The sequence below is a fragment of the Pedobacter sp. 22226 genome, assembly GCF_052045455.1.
Lineage (GTDB): Bacteria > Bacteroidota > Bacteroidia > Sphingobacteriales > Sphingobacteriaceae > Pedobacter > Pedobacter jeongneungensis.
Genome location: NZ_JBQEPB010000005.1, coordinates 401,623 through 419,473, shown reverse-complemented (window position 1 = coordinate 419,473; position 17,851 = coordinate 401,623). Strand labels below are relative to the sequence as shown.

Genomic DNA, 17,851 nt, shown 5'->3' with positions numbered 1-17,851 from the left:
CTTAACCAGAACAGCTAATGCAACCTTCTTCCATTGAACAAACTGGTCCGTCAACGATTTCTTCTGCAACCTGATCTTGTGTCATTTCAGCAGGAATAACCGCTTCAATCGCTTTACCACCTTGGTTCTCTACCGTAAATTTAACCGCTTGAGAAGCTGCCTGCGTACGTAGGTAATACATACCGGTTTTCAAACCTTTTTCCCATGCATAGAAGTGCATTGAAGTTAATTTTGAAGTATTTGGTGCGTTTACAAACAAGTTTAACGATTGCGACTGGCAGATATAGGCACCACGATCTGCAGCCATATCGATGATGTTACGCATCTTGATTTCCCAAACAGTTTTGTACAATTCTTTAATGTAATCAGGAATAGCATCAATAGCCTGGATTGAACCGTTAGCCAATATGATCTGGTTTTTCATATCGTTGTTCCATAAACCAAGGGCTACTAAATCTTTCAATAAGTGTTTATTTACCACCACAAACTCTCCGCTTAATACTCGGCGGGTATAAATGTTTGAAGTATAGGGCTCGAAACATTCGTTGTTACCTAGAATCTGCGAAGTAGATGCAGTTGGCATTGGCGCAACTAATAATGAGTTGTACACACCATCTTTAACTACTTTTTTGCGTAATGCATCCCAATCCCAACGGCCGCTATCTGGTGTTACGTTCCATAAGTCGAACTGGAATTTACCTTTTGATAAAGGAGAACCTTTAAAAGTTTGGTAAGGACCATTTTTCACAGCCAAATCGTGCGAAGCAGTCATTGAAGCGAAATAAATGGTTTCGAAAATATCCTTATTTAAACGTTTAGCTTCATCACTTTCGAAAGGTAAACGCATTAAGATAAAAGCATCAGCCAAACCTTGTACACCTAAACCAACCGGACGGTGACGCATGTTTGAATTTTCGGCTTCCTGTACCGGATAATAGTTATGATCGATGATCTTGTTCAGGTTTAAAGTAGCCTGATAGGTTACATCATATAATTTCTGGTGATCGAAAGCACCGTTGATTACGAAACGAGGTAATGCTAAAGAAGCTAAGTTACAAACTGCAACCTCATCTTTAGAAGTGTACTCAATAATCTCTGTACACAGGTTAGAACTTTTAATGGTACCTAAGTTCTGCTGGTTAGATTTGCTGTTCGCTGCATCTTTAAACAACATATAAGGTGTACCAGTTTCGATTTGCGAATCTAAGATGGCAAACCAAAGTTCCTGGGCTTTAACAGTTCTACGGCCACGGCCTTCAGCTTCGTATTTGGTATAAAGTTCTTCAAATTCTTTACCGAAACAATCGGCCAAACCTGGTGCTTCGTGCGGGCAGAATAAGGTCCAGTCGCCATTATCTTTAACACGTTGCATAAACAAATCGTTAATCCAAAGGGCATAGAACAAATCGCGCGCACGCATTTCTTCTTTACCGTGGTTTTTACGAAGATCTAAGAATTCGAAAACATCTGCATGCCAGGGCTCTAAATAAATGGCAAAGGCACCTTTACGTTTACCTCCACCCTGATCTACATAACGGGCGGTATCGTTAAATACACGTAACATTGGGATAATGCCGTTACTTGTACCGTTTGTACCACCGATGTACGATCCTGTTGCACGGATATTGTGGATGCTTAAACCGATACCACCTGCACTTTGCGAAATTTTAGCAGTTTGCTTTAATGTATCGTAAATTCCCTCGATGCTGTCATCCTGCATGGTTAACAAGAAACACGACGACATTTGAGGTTTTGGTGTAGCGGCATTGAATAAAGTTGGTGTAGCATGTGTAAACCAACGCTCGCTCATTAAGTTATAGGTTTTGATTGCACTTTCGATATCTTCTTTGTGGATACCGACAGAAACACGCATAAACAAATGCTGCGGGCGCTCTACAATCTGACCGTTAACTTTTAACAGGTATGATTTTTCTAAAGTTTTAAAACCGAAATAATCGAAACCGAAATCGCGGTCGTAAATGATAGAGCTATCTAAAATATCCTTGTTTTTTTCTATAATCTCATAAACATCATCAGCGATAAGCGGAGCTGCTTTCTGCGCTTTCGGGTCGAAATATTCGTACAACATTTTCATCGTACCCGAGAATGATTTAGTGGTGTTTTTATGCAGGTTGGAAACCGCGATACGCGATGCCAGCAAAGCATAATCAGGGTGCTTGGTTGTTAACGATGCCGCCGTTTCTGCAGCAAGGTTATCCAGCTCTGATGTAGTAACCCCATCATATAAACCTTCGATTACCTTCTTGGCCACATCAATCGGGTCTACAAGGTCTGAATTTAAACTGTAGCACAGCTTTTGAATACGGGCCGTGATTTTGTCAAATTGCACCGCTTCTTTGCGGCCATCTCTTTTTAGTACGAACATATTTTATGAGATTTAAGTTTTATTAAGGTTGAATGAGTGAGTTGAATAAGAGAATGTTAATTCGCCCATCACCCTGGCTCTATTCATTGTAATTATTTATTTTTTCTACTGATGAAAAAGCATTCACTCCTTCCATCATTCACCAATTCAAAATTCTACCTAGAAGTCTTCGTCTAAAGAAAACGCCTGTTTATTATTATCAGCAGAGGTTAATACACCGCTTTTTTGATAATCGCCTACACGTTTTTCGAAGAAATTAGTTTTACCCTGCAATGAAATCATTTCCATAAAATCGAACGGATTGGTTGCATTATAGATTTTTTTGTAACCTAATTCCTGTAACCACCTGTCGGCCACAAACTCGATATACTGACTCATTAACTTTGCATTCATACCAATCAGCGCCACCGGTAAGGCATCGGTAATAAATTCTTTTTCGATTTCTACTGCATCGCTGATAATTCCGTGAACAGCTTCTTCGCTTAATTTATTGCTCAACATACTGTACAACAAACAAGCAAATTCGCAGTGCGAACCTTCATCTCTTGAAATCAGCTCGTTACTGAAAGTTAATCCCGGCATTAAGCCACGTTTCTTTAACCAGAAGATAGAGCAAAAACTTCCGCTGAAGAAAATACCTTCTACCGCAGCAAAAGCGACTAAACGTTCTGCAAAAGTTCCGTTTTCGATCCAGCGTAAAGCCCATTCTGCTTTTCTTTTTACTGCAGGTACAGTATCAATGGCATGGAACAAACGATCTTTTTCTTCAGGATCCTTAATATAAGTATCGATTAACAGGGCGTAGGTTTCGGCATGGATGTTCTCCATCATAATCTGGAAACCATAAAAACAACGTGCTTCCGGCAATTGCACCTCACTCATGAAGTTTACTGCAAGGTTTTCGTTCACAATACCATCACTAGCAGAAAAGAAAGCAAGAATGTGAGAAATGAAATGTCTTTCGCCGTCATTCAAATTATCCCAGTGTTTCTGATCATCAGAAAGATCAATCTCTTCTGCAGTCCAAAAACTAGCTTCGGTCTTTTTATACATTTCCCAAATTGCCGGGTATTTAATCGGCAAAAGCACAAATCGGTCTTTGTTTTCTTGTAGTAATAATTCCTGTTCCATACGCTGATGTTTTTAATTCAATTTTTTTAACAGAGCCGACGAAGACACGCATCCATCAATTTTATATGATGATTGTAATGTCTTTTATCAAAACGCTGTTGTGAAAGTGCTAACCCTATTGCCTAGCAAACAACTGAGTTTTTAGTTAGGGAATTTAAAATTACAATCGGGATGATGTACGTATAAATTACTAAAAACTAAGCTTTTATATTTGTTTTCAGGCGCAAGAAGTTAAAGAACTTTGTTAAACAAATATATGTACGGCGGGTCTTTTTTGTGAACCAAAGTTGTTAACACCCTGTGTGATTGCTGGGGAAAAACGATCAGCTAAATATCATTTTCAAGCGAAAAAAAAGCTAATCGTTTCTTTTAAAGGGTTTAACAAACAAAAAAGAGTGTTAATAACTTAAATTTTAGGAATATAACAGGTCTGAGATAGAGCCTGAAAGAGTATTATTCAACCGTATAACTGAGGCTAACTTTAGCAATTCCTTTACGGTAGATGCCGATCTGTTTCGCAGCACGTTCTGAAAGATCAATAGCGAGTTTTTTGGAGTATGGGCCACGGTCGTTTACCTTTACTATTACTGATTTTCCGTTATCGGGATTGGTTACAGTTACCAGGGTACCCATTGGCAAAGAGCGGTGGGCGGCCGTAAGTTTTTTTGCCCGGTATTTGGCGCCGCTGGTGGTACGGCGGCCTTCGAATTTTCTGTGATAATAAGTAGCGAGAACTGTTTTTTTGATACTATCCGGCTCATTTGATGTGTCGGGATTTTGTGCTTTGACCTGCAGAAACAGAAAACAAAAACTTAATAACAGAAGATACTTCATAGGCTAAATTTTCTTTATCGAGCCTGCAAATATAAGCATTTAGTTTATAATCAATAATTTGTGAAAAAACAGCCTGATTTTGTGCATTAAAAAAGGCGTACAGCTTATCGCCGTACGCCTCTACCTAACCCAACTATACCCACCTTATTTTTGATCTGGCACGAAATTCATAGAGATGGAATTTACACAATGACGGGTGTCTTTATTGGTAAATCCTTCGCCTAAAAATACGTGACCAAGATGCGCGCCGCAATTGGCGCAAACGATTTCTGTACGCGATCCATCGGCATCAGGAATACGTTTTACAGCACCTTTAATTTCATCGTCGAAAGCCGGCCATCCGCAGTGCGCATCAAACTTACTTTCAGAACGGTATAGTGCAGCATTACAACGTTTGCAGGTATAAGTTCCTTTATCTGTTGTATGTTCGTATTTACCTGTACCAGGATATTCGGTACCTTTATTTACAATTACTCTTTCTTCTTCGGGTGTTAATGGATTCCAGTTCATTTTTTTCTTTGGTATAATTTGTTCTGTTTCCTTCGGTTGTTTTGCAGCTTCTTTATCCTGTTTCTGAGCACAGGCAGAAAGACCTGTAATTAAAACAACAGCAGAAATCAAAAATAGTTTATTTAACATCGTTTTCATACGTTAATATACGCTATAGATGTGGTTTTGGTTTACTGGTTTAGTGCTTTGTATGAGTGTTTACAAAGGGATGATAATCAATATAAGGTTTCCTGTTGAGCGTATTGAATTTCTAAATGCTGGAAGTGCCATCATTAAACAGATCGCTGCTTTGCCATAGAAGACTCAGAAAGTTTTTTAAATTTTGTATGCACCAAAAGTTTTTTTTGCCACGGAAGCTCGGAAGACACGGAAAATGATTTAGAAAACAACGCGTCTTATTTCTAAAGTGGGCTTACCGAAGTTTAATACTAAGCCAACGCTACATTCCGAGCATTTCAAGTAGTTTATAGTTTGAGCCAAATCTTCATTCGCTACTCCACTTTTTGATTTTATTTCTAAAACTACAGTATCAAAAACTATAAAATCAGCATAAAAACTATGCGGGAGTAAAATATCCTTATAGTAAACAGGATAATGCTTTTCTCTCTCATAAAAGTATCCGCGGCTTTCAAATTCTATACAAAGCGCATCCTTATAAACAATCTCAAGAAAACCACAACCCAAATCCTTATGAACTTCAATTGCAGCATTAATAATTAAATCAGTTTCATTTTTATAGGGAAGATTACCTTGTCTTATTTGATAATCCATAAATGAAAATTTTAAGCAAGCTAATTAATTTCCTGATTTTTTTCAATTTTTTATTTCAGTGCTTCTGTGTTTCCGTGGCAACTAATTTACTGTTTCTTTTTTCCTACTATGTTTCGGCGGCAACATGTAAAAACAAAAAGCGCTTCGAACTTAATCGAAACGCTTTTTTATAAAGAGATTTTTAAAATCTTATTTTGCTAATTCTTCTGCCATTGCAGCACCGATTTCAGCAGGACTTTCTACTACACGGATACCACACTCACGCATAATTTTCATTTTAGCAGCTGCAGTATCATCAGCACCACCAACAATAGCACCAGCGTGGCCCATTCTACGTCCCGGAGGCGCAGTTTGACCAGCGATGAAACCAACAACTGGTTTAGTACCGTGTTCTTTGATCCAGCGTGCTGCTTCAGCTTCCATTCCGCCACCAATTTCACCTATCATGATGATACCGTGCGTTTCAGGGTCGTTCATTAATAATTTAACTGCTTCTACAGTTGGGGTTCCAATAATCGGGTCGCCACCGATACCGATAGCTGTAGTGATACCTAAACCAGCTTTAACCACCTGATCTACAGCCTCATAAGTTAAAGTTCCTGATTTAGAAACCACACCTACGTGACCTTTTTTGAAGATAAAACCTGGCATGATACCAATTTTAGCTTCATCAGCAGTAATTACACCCGGGCAGTTAGGGCCGATAAGGGTAACATCACGATCTGCGATATATTCTTTAACCTGAATCATATCCTTTGTAGGGATACCTTCGGTAATACAAACAATCACTTTAATACCACCTTCGGCAGCTTCCATAATTGCATCAGCAGCAAAAGCCGGTGGCACAAAAATGATAGATACATTTGCACCCGTTTGATCAACAGCATCTTTAACAGTGTTAAAAACAGGCTTTTCTAAATGCAATTGCCCACCTTTGCCAGGCGTTACACCACCTACTACGTTTGTACCATAGGCCAGCATCTGCTCAGCGTGGTAAGTTCCTTCGTTTCCGGTAAAACCCTGAACGATAACCTTAGAATCTTTATTTACTAAAACGCTCATGTATCAATATTTTTTTTGTGCAAAGCTAATATTATTGAACTGGAATTCAAATCTAAAACCATATTATTTAGTCCGTTTTTTCAGGAAAATGTAATGATTCGTTGCTTTAGTGAGAAAGACCAAAGCGGGAAGACGAAAGACAGAAGTGAACTAAAGGTAAAAGTAAAAACCACTAGGCGTAATTACAGCGATAAAGAACAAATTGCTTTAGGGATTGTATCGGGGCAGAACCTTTCGGTATAAACCTGACCGGAACGGCAGCCTCCGATTTCTTCTATCGGAGCTATAGTGGATGGCAGGACGGAACCCATACCAAGGATTACAAGCCGCTCCTTTTCACATCAAAACACGACCTCTCAGGATTAGGAAATGAACAGCTTAGTTCTCTTGGAGGGCTTCAGTCCCGCTCTCCGTTCTTTCCGATGAAGAACCGGAACCACTTCGATCGGGTTTAGTAACAAAATACAGATGCTTTTGGCAACAACAGGGTAAAACGCTTAAATTTACCTTTCGTGCGGAGCGAATAAAGATCTGAGCGGAAAGTTAAATCATATCAAAATGAGAAAATCCATATTAGTTTTAATCGTTATTACTGCAACCTTCATTTCGTTTAAAGCATCGGCACAAAATGGCGACACCACAAAATACATCCTTCAAAATGATGTTGAAGTAGCGAAAGAGGAAGCCGGAACCCACAACGGCGGAGGTAAAACCACTGGCTTTAACTTTTTCACCGAAGCCAAAAACCTGAAAACAGCTTTTAGGAAAAGAATCCTGAAACCAGGCTCATCCATCGGTTACCATTTGCAAAAAGAAGATGAAATTTATTATGTAATTAGTGGAAATGGTACCATGCAAATGAACGGAAAAACTTTTGCTGTTAAACCGGGCGATGCGATTTTAACCCGACCGGGGAGTTCGCACGGTATTGCACCAAATGCAGATAACGATCTGGTGATTATGATTGTTTATGAGAAGAAATAATGGGTAATGATCAATTTTTTAGGTACTGAAATAAATTACCAATGACAGACTCAAATAAAACGGTAGTCATTGCGAGACGGCTTTTTCAGCCAACGAAGCAATCTTTCTGACAAGGATCTCAAGCCGGAAAGATTGCTTCGTCGTTTCTCCTCGCAATGACGACTCTTTTCAAAATAAAAAAGCCGAACTAAAATTAATCCGGCTTTACTATATTACCTTTTTTGAAACGATCGCTATTTGACTACAGACTCACGACTACAGACTCAGGACTATTTCCATCCTTTTACCCACTCGGCCTGTGCAGCTTCATCATGGAAAGTCCAGGCTACGAAACGACTTATTTTTTGTCCCTGGCTCATTTGCACCGTACGGACTTCGAAAGCATCGGCCTTAACCAAAGCATTATAAATACTTTTCAGATTAGCACTTTTAGAAACGAGAGAGCTGAACCATAAAACCTGGTTTTTGATTTGTGCACTCTGGATAATGATCTGCTCTACAAAGGCACGTTCGCCGCCCGGGCACCAGAGTTCGGCTTTGTTTCCACCAAAGTTTAATACGTGTTTTACTTCTTTTTCATTTCCCCCAAGGTTGCGCCATTTCTGGCGGGTACCCTGCTCAGCTTCTTTTAAGGAAGAATGGAAAGGTGGATTACAAACTACCGCATCAAAACGCTCTGTTCTGCCCACAATCCCTCTAAAAATACCCATTTTTGACGATTGCTGACGAATTTCTATGGCACCCTGCAATGGTTTATTGGCTTCGATAATGCGTCTTGCAGATTCGACCGAAAGCGGATCTATTTCTGAACCTACAAAGTTCCAGCCATATTCCTGGTGACCAATAATCGGGTAAATGCAGTTAGCACCTACACCAATATCGAGCACATTAATGTTAGCGCCTTTCGGACTTTTACCTTTATTGCTCGATCCTAGCAGATCGGCTACATAATGGATATAATCTGCCCTGCCCGGAATAGGCGGACAAAGAAAATCAGCAGGAATATCCCACTGCTGGATATCGTAAAAATATTTTAACAATGCCCTGTTCAATGCTTTTACGGCATTTTGATCGGCAAAATCGATAGAATCGTCGTTATGCTCGTTTTTAAAAACGAAACGTCTTAAATCTTTTGAAGTTGCAATAAGTTGTTTGAAATTGTAACGCGAACGGTGTTTGTTGCGTGGGTGTAACTCGCTCTTTTCTTTGCGGTTATTTTGTTCTTCCTGAGCCAATGTGCTATGAATTAATTAAACAAGCTGTGTGCATGTTTCTGCTGCAAAGATAGGTAATTAGTTGGGAGTTCGGAGTTTTTAGTTGGGAGTTACAAAGCATCCTCAAAACTCATTCCTCCAAATGCTCACTGCTCAACTAAACTTCTTCCTCTTTTTCTATCATTACAGGCTGAATGGCCTTTAAATACTTTTCTTCATCAAACTGGTTTTCGCTTTTGGCAATTACAATTGTGGCTACTCCGTTGCCGATTACGTTGGTGATGGCCCTTGCTTCGCTCATGAAACGGTCTACCCCAATCAATATGGAAATGTGTTCTATCGGCATAATTTTTAAAGCGGTTAAGGTTGATACCAACACAATAAAACCACTTCCTGTTACTCCAGCCGCTCCTTTAGAAGTTACCATCAGTACGCCTAAAACCGTAATCTGCTGCCCGAGTGATAAATCTACATGAAAAACCTGACAAAGAAATATGACTGCCATGGCCAGATAAATGGCGGTACCATCAAGATTGAACGAATAGCCTGTAGGAATAACCAGACCCACAACTGATTTATCGCAGCCGATGGATTCCATTTTCTGCATCATACTAGGTAAAGCCGATTCGGAAGATGAAGTACCCAATACAATCAAAATTTCCTGGCGGATATATCTTAAGTACTGCCACAAACTGAATTTATAGTATCTGCATATTCCGTTTAACACAATAAAAATGAAGAGGATACAGGTTAAATACACCGACCCCATCAGTTTGGCCATCCCCACTATACTCTGTAAGCCATGCGTACCGATGCTAAAAGCCATCCCACCAAAAGCACCGATGGGTGCTAAACGCATAATTACCTTCATGATTTTAAAAAGCACTTTCGATATTTTATCAAAAGCATTTAAAACACTGGTTCCTTCGTCGCCCAGTTTATTCAGTCCGTAACCAAAAAGAATGGCAAAAAGCAAAATCTGCAGGATGTTTCCTTCTGCAAAAGCAGCAATTACATTATGCGGAATGATGTGCAGGAAAAATTCGGCCCAGTTCATTTCTTTGGCTTGTTCGGCATAACCTGCAATTTTTGTTGCATCGCCAGCTTTGGCGATCATTCCTGCGCCAGGTTTTAAGATATTGGCCACCAGTAAACCAATTGCAATGGCTACCGTACTCACAATTTCGAAATACAATAGTGCCTTACCGCCTACCCGGCCAACCTTTTTCATATCGCCCATGTGTGCGATGCCCAAAACAATAGTAAAAAATATGATCGGGGCAATTAACATGCTGATCAGGTTAATAAAACCCTGACTGATTAATTTAGCCGTGGGCGCAAAACCAGGAAAATAAGCACCAACATAGATGCCTATAATGATGGCAAGTAAAACCTGAAAGGTTAAATTGGCAAATATTTTCTTAACAAATTCTTTAAATGTCATTTGCTTGGTATAAGTAAGAATATATATGTGTATTTTTATATTTAGTGCAAATAGCTTTAAGCTTTAATTAATACAGCTACTTAGTTATTTATAAATATTAACTTCAATTTTACCATCTGCGGTAATTGTTCCCCTATACATGCCTTCGGTGTTAAAATGCATTGCTACGTTACCGTTTTTATCTAAGGCAATCAAGCCTCCATCACCGCCCATTTTGCCCACTTTATCCAATACAATTTTCGAAGCTTCGGCAACTGAAATGCCTTTATATTCCATTAAATCGGAAATGGTTTTAGCTACTACATTGCGGATGTAAAATTCGCCCCAGCCGGTACAAGAAATACCTGCAGTTTCGTTATTGCAATACGTACCTGCGCCAATAATCGGTGCATCACCCACACGGCCATATTTTTTGTTAGTCATGCCTCCGGTTGAGGTTCCTGCAGCTAAATTGCCTGCTTTATCGAGTGCAACGCAGCCCACGGTACCGAATTTATAATCGTGATTTTTTATTCCCAAAAGTTCCGACTTTTTGTTTCCATGATCGAGAACAGCTTTTGTTGAGTCTTCTTTAATTGCTTTTTGCAGGCCATCCCAGCGCTCTTTTGTCCAGAAATATTTCGGATCTACGATTTCCAAACCAACTTCTTTGGCAAACTGCTCTGCTCCTGCGCCTACCATCATCACATGTTCCGATTTTTCCATCACTGCCCTTGCTGCAGAAATTGGGTTTTTAATGGTCGTTACTCCGGCAACCGAGCCTGCCATTAACGTTTTTCCGTCCATTATGGCTGCATCGAGTTCATTTCTGCCATCGTGAGTAAAAACAGCACCTTTGCCGGCATTAAAATGCGGATCGTTTTCTAAAACATGAATAGTAGCTTCAACAGCATCGAGGCTAGATTTACCTGCTTTAATTTGGGCATATCCCGCCTGTAAAGCCTGAGTTAGGACCGCTATATAGGCTGCTTCTTTTTCGGGAGTCATATTCTTTTTAAGAATGGTACCTGCGCCGCCATGAATAACCATTACATACTTTTTCTGCTGGGCAGTAACCTGTAAAGTTATCACCGAAAGTAAAAATAAGGCAATCAATTTTAATAATTTCATCTTCCTGTTGGATTTAAGAAGCTGTTAAATTAAGAAAATCCTTGAAAATAAATGAGTTTTAAACTTTAGCAATTCCTTTAGAAGAGAACTGAAGATCGTAAAGTTTTTTATAATAGCCGTTTAGCTTTAACAACTCCTGGTGTGTGCCTTTTTCCTTGATTTCGCCTTTATCGAGTACAATAATCTGATCGGCCTTCTGGATGGTGGATAAACGGTGGGCGATTACAATCGAAGTTCGGCCTTCCATTAAATTATCAATGGCTTTCTGGATCAACAATTCGGTTTCGGTATCTACTGATGAAGTGGCTTCATCTAAAACCAAAATAGCCGGATTGTGCACCAATGCACGGATAAATGAAATCAGCTGCGCCTGACCTGCTGAAAGTGTTGCGCCCCTTTCCATCACATTATATTGATAGCCACCGGGCAAACGTTCAATAAAATCGTGTGCGCCGACCTTTTTAGCGGCGTTTATCACTTCATCGATAGTAATTTCAGGGTTATTGAGGGTAATGTTGTTTAAAATCGTATCTGAGAACAGGAAAACATCCTGTAGCACGGTAGCGATGTTGCTTCTGAGGTAATCCAGGTCAAAATCTTCGATACGAATGTCATCAACCGTAATATTTCCTTTTTTTACTTCGTAAAAGCGGTTCAGGATGTTGATGGTAGAAGATTTACCTGCGCCAGTTGCCCCAACTAAAGCCACCGTTTGGCCGGCTTTCACCTCAAAGGAGAGGTCTTTCAATACATAATTTTCGTCGTTATAGGCAAACCAAACGTTTTCGAACTTAATATTCCCTTCTAATCTGGCAGGTTTTTGCGTACCCTCGTTGGGTGTAGTTTCATCAGTATCTAAAACTTTAAACACACGTTCAGCACCAACCATTCCCATCTGTAATGTATTAAATTTATCGGCCAACTGGCGGATCGGCGTAAACACCATACCCAGATACATAATAAACTGAGTGATGGTTCCGGGAGTAACATCTAAAGGCTTGGAAAGGATACTTTTTGCACCATACCATACCAGTAAACCCAACGACATGGCCGAAATTAACTCTACCACCGGGAAAAATATAGAATAATACCAGTTAGAGCGGATATTGGCATCACGGTAACGTTTGTTAATGGCATAAAACTTCCGGTATTCCTGTTTTTCACGTGCGAAATACTGCACAATAGAAACGCCAGTAATGTGTTCCTGCAAAAAGGTATTCAGGTTGGATACTTCATTCCTGATTTCCTGGAAAGCTACTTTAATGGCTTTCTGGAATTTCCGGGTGGCCATAATTAATAGCGGAATGGGTAAAAGCACCACCAAACTCAATTCCCAATCGGTATAGAGCATTACACCAACAATTACTACTACCTGCAAACTATCACCGATCATGGAAATTAAACCTTCCGAAAAAATATCTGCAATGGTTTCGAGATCGGAAACGGTACGTGTAATTAATTGTCCGATGGGTGTTTTATCGAAATATTTAAGGCGAAGCCTGGTAATGTGGTTAAAAACATTGATCCTTAAGTCGCGGATAACCGATTGCCCTAAAGTATTGGTTAAAAGTGTATGGTTATACTGAATCAGCGTTTGCAGCACCAGCATGAAGATCATTAGCATCGTCATATTCACCAAACCATCATATTTTCCGGTTAAAATGTAATGATCAAGTGTGTATTTTATCAAAAACGGGCGCACAGGAGAAATGGCGGCCAATAGAATAGTTAAAATAACCGACCAAACAAAAACGGCACGGTAGGGCTTTACGTATTGAAAAATACGTTTCAGTAATCCGGTGTTATATACGTCGCCTGTAACTGCCATTTTTTTATTTAATGAGTGAGTTCTGAATGAGTGAATGAGTGAGTATTATGGGCGATAGCCATTTCACATTCACTCATTAAATCAACCTCTAATTCTTTCATTTATATAAGGATACTCAATCTTTACTAAATACAAACCACAGGCGGGTACAGATTGGCCAGCTTTACTGCGGTTTTTGCTTTCTATTATTGCTTTAAAATCGTCTAAATTTATTTCTTTTTTTCCAATCTGCACCAAAGTTCCCATAATCGCCCGCACCATATTCCTTAAAAAACGGTCGGCCTGGATGGTAAATACCAACCCATCTTCCTGCTTTTCGAAAACAGCTTTTATTACCTTGCAATTGTTGGTAAAGGTTTGGGTATTCGATTTGCTGAAGCAGGAGAAATCGGTATAATTTAATAAAAGTGACGCAGCCTGGTTCATTGCTTCTACATCCAGTTTATCTTTAATCAGCCACGAACGGTTAAGCTTAAAAGGATTTTTTTCGAAATGAAGGTAGTATTTGTAGGCACGTGCGGTGGCATCAAAACGGGCATGGGCCTCATCGTGCACCGGAATGATTCGTTTTGCTGCAATCTGATAAGGCAGCATGGCGTTAATACCAGAAATAGCATTCAGAACCTTCGCTTCTTCTACGCCTCCAACATCAAAATGGGCATAAAAATCAGTGGCATGCACACCGGCATCTGTCCGGCCACAACCTAGAGTTTCTATCGGCTGACGAAAAAAAACAGACATAGCTTTATCCAGCAATTCCTGAACGGTGATTGCATTGGGTTGAATTTGCCAGCCATGATACAAGCTGCCATCATAAGCCAATTGGATGAAATACCTTTTTTTACTCAAAGCGATGCAAAAATACAGTTTAAGGGGGAAAGGGCAAAGTGATGAGTGAAGTGTTTAGCGCCGGGAGTTTGGCGTTCGGTGCAAATGGTTCTTTAACGAAGATTCTTTAACCACGGATGCACACAGCTAAACACAGATTTTATCCTTTCTATCTATTATTAAATCGTATTTGACTATAATAAGCGCTTAACTACTCAAGAACTTTATTCTTTCTTTTCTCAAAAAAAGCTAGATTTGTTGTTATATATTTTACATTCATGATACAAAGAATACAATCGATCTGGTTTTTTTTAGCTGCTTTAACTTTAATTTTAATGCTGTTTTTGCCTATTGCCAGTAAACAAACCACAGGAACAGAAATGGCCGTGTACTCTAGTGGCTTATTTCAAATTATTGCAGGCAAGGCAGGCTCTCCATTTAAAATACAAGCATTTTTACCCTTATTGATTACCAATATTGCTATAGCTATCCTTTGTTTCATCAATATTTTTAATTTCAGAAAGAGAACTTTTCAAAAACGCTTTGCTGTTATTTCGATCATATTGATTGGTGGTTTCGCCTTCTGGTGCAGTATTTATGCGAAAAAATTACCAGGGGGCATTGAAGGTGCCAGTTTCGGTATTGGTGCATATTTACCAGCTTTGGCTATCTTATTTATTGTATTGGCGATTTTTGGAATTAACAAAGATGAAAGGTTGATTCGTTCGGCAGAGCGGTTGAGATAAAAGCGGAAAGCGGTTGGCGTTGGATCGTATCATCATTTCGAGCGGAGTGCAACGCAAGTCGAGAATTCTATTTTGGTAGATCTCTCCCTGCCCGTAGCAGGCGGGCATTCCACTGCATTCCAGTCGAGATGACGATCTTTTATTAAAGTTTTCTTTTGCAATTAACCAATTTCAACAATTAACCAGTTAACCCAAGTTTACTTCAACTCTTCTATCCCCAATTTCACTGCAAGCTCATTCAGGTCTTTTACCACTATATCAATTAACGGGATACCGCTTATTTTTCTTTCCTGTTCAAATTCATGTTCCGGTTCGCCGGGGATGATTAATTTTTTATCAGGATCAATGGTTTTTGCACTTTTAAAGCGTTCTACCCAATTATCTAAGTGATCTTTAAATTCGGCCGCTGGCCTGAAACCATCAACCCGCATGGCACCTAAAAAATGACCCAGGCCTTCGCCAACCGGGTTTGCAGAAGGTTCTAAAAAAGCAACAAATGGTGGCACCCAGGGACCGTAATTGGCGCCTGAAAGCACAGCAGATAAAATATCAACTGTGGCACTCAGTCCATAACCTTTATGGCTGCCATGATCTTTATCGCTGCCCAGTGGCAATAAGGAACCGCCGCTTTTCAGCTCATTCGGATCGGTAGAGTTTTCGCCGTTTTTATCCTGAACCCAGCCATCCGGAATGCTTTTATTGGCTCTTTGGGCAATTTCCAGTTTACCATTTGCTGCTGCAGCTGTGGCCATATCTACAATTACAGGAGGATATTTTCCCGCAGGGAACGCATAACACATCGGGTTTGTACCCAATAAACGTTCGTTGGCATAAGTTGGGGCAACCAGCGGACTGGCATTCGTCATGCTGATACCGATCATATCTTTTTCTACCGCCATTAAAGCATGATAGCCCGCAATGCCAAAATGATTGGAATTTTTAACCGATACCCAGCCGCTTCCGTATTTTTCGGCTTTCTCTATCGCAACTTTCATTGCAAATGGCGCGACCACCAAACCTAAACCCGCATCGCCATCTACCGTTGCCGTAGTTGGCGTTTCGTGTACGATTTTAATATCTGGTGTAGCATTGATTCTTTTCTTTTCCCAAAGACGAACATAACCACTTAACCGGGCCACACCATGCGAATCGATGCCACGTAAATCTGAACGGATTAACACATCAGTTGCCAGCTCAGCATGTTCATCAGAGCAGCCCATTTTTTTAAAAACGTTGAAGGTGAAGGCGCGTAAGTTGGTTTCGGTAAAGGTGATGAAGTTCATTTTATACTATTAGTCGTCATTGCGAGGCACGAAGCAATCTTAATGCGCTCAATTTAGCGAAAGTTGTAGGATTGCTTCGTGCCTCGCAATGACGGAATTATTTAAAAATTATGGCAATAAAACCGTAAAATCGCCGCCTAATGGTTCGAAATTTTCAATGCACGAAGAAAGAAAATCTTCTCCATAATTTACATACATGGGGGCAATATTCATGGTTCTTTCCTGTAGGGCTCCGTTCGGGAAAAGCCTTTTCTTTACATTATCAATCTGTAATAGCGCGGTTTCATGTTTTCTTTTTTCTGCACGGAAAAGCTTCTTTTCGAGGTTAGCCAGTAGATGATTGGTTTTTTGCTTCGCTGTATCGGTTGATACGGAAAGCGTTTTATCAATTTTATAGGCGTTTAACTTAATCTGGTCGAAAATGCTGTTAATTGCCCTTGTTTCATCAGCTAAACTCAACTGTGCAGTTGTGTTCCGCTTAACCCAGATGTTTTTTAACTCTTCAACAGGTAAGAAGATATCTTCTAAAGAAAATCCGAGGTTATATAAGTTTTGCGCACTGCGTTTATCAATCAGCAAGGCCGAATTACGCAATAATAACACCGGAAAATCAACTTTATAAAAATCGAAATTTGCTTTCAACTGCATCCAGTAAGATACTTCGGCTCCGCCACCGATATAGGCAATGTTAGGGAGAATCACTTCCTGGTACATAGGCCTCATTACTACATTCGGACTAAAGCGTTCGGGATGTGATTCGATTTCAGCTTTTAGTTCACTTTCAGTAAAGCTGATGTCGGTATGATTGACGGTATATTTACCTTTTTCAAAAATTAAACGTTCGCGCAGGTTATCTATAAGGTAAAAGAAATTAATATCGCGGCCATTCACCTGAGTCTTGTAACCTAAATCTTCGAGATTTTTCGAACTGTTTTCGATATTTTTCGCACTGTTGTGCTGAATAATATCTTCGGTAATGATATTAGCGAACTGTTTTTTTAATTGAGGATCGTCTGCGTTTACAATCACCAATCCATATTTTTCGAACAAATTATTCACTAAAAACCTGGTGGCATCAGCTAAATTATCGTGTTGTAAGTAAGCCTGTTCTACTAATCTGGCAATCCGTTTTCCGTTTTTGGAAATGCCCAGATAACCTTTGTAAGCGGTTACCGCAGCGGCGACGGTTTTGGTGCTTAACCGCCCGGTTGCACCATTGGTTTGTTGTATCCAGCTGATGTTTTTTTCATCAACACTTACATGGTTAATTTCATCAAAATCGTGATCTTCTGTAGCCATCCAATATACCGGAACAAAATTTTTGTCGGGATGTGCCATTTTTAACTCAATGGCCAGGTTAATGGCGGTTACAATTTTATAGATGAAATAAAGCGGGCCGGTAAACAGGTTTAACTGGTGACCAGTGGTAACGGTAAAGGTATTTTCGAAGCCTAGCAGTTCGATATTTTTGCTAACCGATTTATTGGCCTGAAGATGCTGATATTGGTTTTGCAAAACCTTTACCAGCGTAGAACGATCGCCCTGGAAATTTCTATTATTTATTGCTTTGGCTAAACCCTCCATATCAGGGCGGTAACTATAAAAAGCCTGAAGCTGTTCTTCGTTATTAATATAATCCAAAACCAGTTTTGAAAATGAACCGGTTTCCTGATATGAGATATATTTTGCCTGCATGATGTGCGAAAGTAATGCAATTTAA

At 39.8% G+C, this 17,851-nt stretch carries 16 protein-coding genes; 3 read left to right on the top strand and 13 right to left on the bottom strand.

Annotation, left to right across the window (positions count from 1 at the left end; translation table 11 throughout):
- Window position 1: 1 nt before the first annotated feature.
- From ACTJKC_RS13940 to sucD, 6 genes are all read right to left on the bottom strand, one after another.
- Window positions 2–2,386 carry a ribonucleoside-diphosphate reductase subunit alpha gene (locus ACTJKC_RS13940; RefSeq protein ID WP_344852971.1) on the bottom strand — a complete coding sequence of 795 codons (2,385 nt, stop codon included), beginning with the start codon at window positions 2,384–2,386 and terminating at the stop codon, window positions 2–4.
- A gap of 159 nt (window positions 2,387–2,545) precedes the next feature.
- A complete protein-coding gene (locus ACTJKC_RS13935; protein ID WP_025145778.1) occupies window positions 2,546–3,517 on the bottom strand; it encodes a ribonucleoside-diphosphate reductase small subunit in 972 nt (323 codons plus the stop codon).
- A gap of 453 nt (window positions 3,518–3,970) precedes the next feature.
- On the bottom strand, window positions 3,971–4,351 hold the full coding sequence (locus ACTJKC_RS13930) for a septal ring lytic transglycosylase RlpA family protein (RefSeq protein ID WP_344852970.1): 381 nt from the start codon (window positions 4,349–4,351) through the stop codon (window positions 3,971–3,973).
- 144 nt (window positions 4,352–4,495) lie between these two features.
- Window positions 4,496–4,999: a methionine-R-sulfoxide reductase gene (locus ACTJKC_RS13925; protein ID WP_113951018.1), complete on the bottom strand. Its 504-nt coding sequence runs from the start codon at window positions 4,997–4,999 to the stop codon at window positions 4,496–4,498.
- Between the two features lie 240 nt (window positions 5,000–5,239).
- Entirely contained in the window at window positions 5,240–5,632 is a 393-nt protein-coding gene (locus tag ACTJKC_RS13920; RefSeq protein ID WP_344852969.1) for a GxxExxY protein, read from the bottom strand.
- A 189-nt stretch (window positions 5,633–5,821) separates the two neighbouring features.
- Window positions 5,822–6,694, bottom strand: a complete 873-nt coding sequence (gene sucD, locus ACTJKC_RS13915; RefSeq protein ID WP_090501663.1) for a succinate--CoA ligase subunit alpha — start codon at window positions 6,692–6,694, stop codon at window positions 5,822–5,824.
- Between the two features lie 15 nt (window positions 6,695–6,709).
- On the opposite strand from sucD, the gene ACTJKC_RS13910 reads away from it, so the two are divergent.
- Window positions 6,710–6,937, top strand: a complete 228-nt coding sequence (locus ACTJKC_RS13910) for a hypothetical protein (RefSeq protein ID WP_440792743.1) — start codon at window positions 6,710–6,712, stop codon at window positions 6,935–6,937.
- A 315-nt stretch (window positions 6,938–7,252) separates the two neighbouring features.
- A complete protein-coding gene (locus ACTJKC_RS13905; protein WP_440792741.1) occupies window positions 7,253–7,678 on the top strand; it encodes a cupin domain-containing protein in 426 nt (141 codons plus the stop codon).
- Window positions 7,679–7,947: 269 nt separating this feature from the next.
- Here the strand turns inward: ACTJKC_RS13905 and rlmF are convergent, their stop codons facing one another.
- The 5 genes from rlmF to truA all read right to left on the bottom strand — a co-directional run bounded on the left by rlmF (window position 7,948) and on the right by truA (window position 14,123).
- A complete protein-coding gene (rlmF, locus tag ACTJKC_RS13900) occupies window positions 7,948–8,913 on the bottom strand; it encodes a 23S rRNA (adenine(1618)-N(6))-methyltransferase RlmF (protein ID WP_344852967.1) in 966 nt (321 codons plus the stop codon).
- A 136-nt stretch (window positions 8,914–9,049) separates the two neighbouring features.
- Window positions 9,050–10,336 carry a C4-dicarboxylate transporter DctA gene (gene dctA / locus ACTJKC_RS13895; protein WP_440792739.1) on the bottom strand — a complete coding sequence of 429 codons (1,287 nt, stop codon included), beginning with the start codon at window positions 10,334–10,336 and terminating at the stop codon, window positions 9,050–9,052.
- Window positions 10,337–10,420: 84 nt separating this feature from the next.
- On the bottom strand, window positions 10,421–11,446 hold the full coding sequence (locus ACTJKC_RS13890) for an isoaspartyl peptidase/L-asparaginase family protein (protein WP_440792736.1): 1,026 nt from the start codon (window positions 11,444–11,446) through the stop codon (window positions 10,421–10,423).
- A gap of 58 nt (window positions 11,447–11,504) precedes the next feature.
- Window positions 11,505–13,274: an ABC transporter ATP-binding protein gene (locus ACTJKC_RS13885; RefSeq protein ID WP_440792734.1), complete on the bottom strand. Its 1,770-nt coding sequence runs from the start codon at window positions 13,272–13,274 to the stop codon at window positions 11,505–11,507.
- Between the two features lie 81 nt (window positions 13,275–13,355).
- A complete protein-coding gene (truA, locus tag ACTJKC_RS13880) occupies window positions 13,356–14,123 on the bottom strand; it encodes a tRNA pseudouridine(38-40) synthase TruA (RefSeq protein ID WP_440792732.1) in 768 nt (255 codons plus the stop codon).
- Window positions 14,124–14,380: 257 nt separating this feature from the next.
- On the opposite strand from truA, the gene ACTJKC_RS13875 reads away from it, so the two are divergent.
- A complete protein-coding gene (locus tag ACTJKC_RS13875) occupies window positions 14,381–14,848 on the top strand; it encodes a DUF4293 domain-containing protein (protein WP_440792730.1) in 468 nt (155 codons plus the stop codon).
- A 197-nt stretch (window positions 14,849–15,045) separates the two neighbouring features.
- On the opposite strand, the gene ACTJKC_RS13870 is transcribed toward ACTJKC_RS13875, so the two are convergent.
- Both ACTJKC_RS13870 and bshC read right to left on the bottom strand, forming a co-directional pair.
- Window positions 15,046–16,131, bottom strand: coding sequence for an Ldh family oxidoreductase (locus tag ACTJKC_RS13870; protein WP_440792728.1), 1,086 nt, complete (start codon window positions 16,129–16,131; stop codon window positions 15,046–15,048).
- 108 nt (window positions 16,132–16,239) lie between these two features.
- On the bottom strand, window positions 16,240–17,826 hold the full coding sequence (gene bshC, locus ACTJKC_RS13865; protein ID WP_440792726.1) for a bacillithiol biosynthesis cysteine-adding enzyme BshC: 1,587 nt from the start codon (window positions 17,824–17,826) through the stop codon (window positions 16,240–16,242).
- Between the last annotated feature and the right edge of the window lie 25 nt (window positions 17,827–17,851).

Coding starts and splice junctions, on each gene's coding strand:
- ACTJKC_RS13940 (WP_344852971.1), bottom strand. CDS start 2,386: ATGTTCGTACTAAAAAGAGATGGCCGCAAAGAAGCGGTGCAATTTGAC.
- ACTJKC_RS13935 (WP_025145778.1), bottom strand. CDS start 3,517: ATGGAACAGGAATTATTACTACAAGAAAACAAAGACCGATTTGTGCTT.
- ACTJKC_RS13930 (WP_344852970.1), bottom strand. CDS start 4,351: ATGAAGTATCTTCTGTTATTAAGTTTTTGTTTTCTGTTTCTGCAGGTC.
- ACTJKC_RS13925 (WP_113951018.1), bottom strand. CDS start 4,999: ATGAAAACGATGTTAAATAAACTATTTTTGATTTCTGCTGTTGTTTTA.
- ACTJKC_RS13920 (WP_344852969.1), bottom strand. CDS start 5,632: ATGGATTATCAAATAAGACAAGGTAATCTTCCCTATAAAAATGAAACT.
- sucD (WP_090501663.1), bottom strand. CDS start 6,694: ATGAGCGTTTTAGTAAATAAAGATTCTAAGGTTATCGTTCAGGGTTTT.
- ACTJKC_RS13905 (WP_440792741.1), top strand. CDS start 7,253: ATGAGAAAATCCATATTAGTTTTAATCGTTATTACTGCAACCTTCATT.
- dctA (WP_440792739.1), bottom strand. CDS start 10,336: ATGACATTTAAAGAATTTGTTAAGAAAATATTTGCCAATTTAACCTTT.
- ACTJKC_RS13890 (WP_440792736.1), bottom strand. CDS start 11,446: ATGAAATTATTAAAATTGATTGCCTTATTTTTACTTTCGGTGATAACT.
- ACTJKC_RS13885 (WP_440792734.1), bottom strand. CDS start 13,274: ATGGCAGTTACAGGCGACGTATATAACACCGGATTACTGAAACGTATT.
- ACTJKC_RS13875 (WP_440792730.1), top strand. CDS start 14,381: ATGATACAAAGAATACAATCGATCTGGTTTTTTTTAGCTGCTTTAACT.
- ACTJKC_RS13870 (WP_440792728.1), bottom strand. CDS start 16,131: ATGAACTTCATCACCTTTACCGAAACCAACTTACGCGCCTTCACCTTC.
- bshC (WP_440792726.1), bottom strand. CDS start 17,826: ATGCAGGCAAAATATATCTCATATCAGGAAACCGGTTCATTTTCAAAA.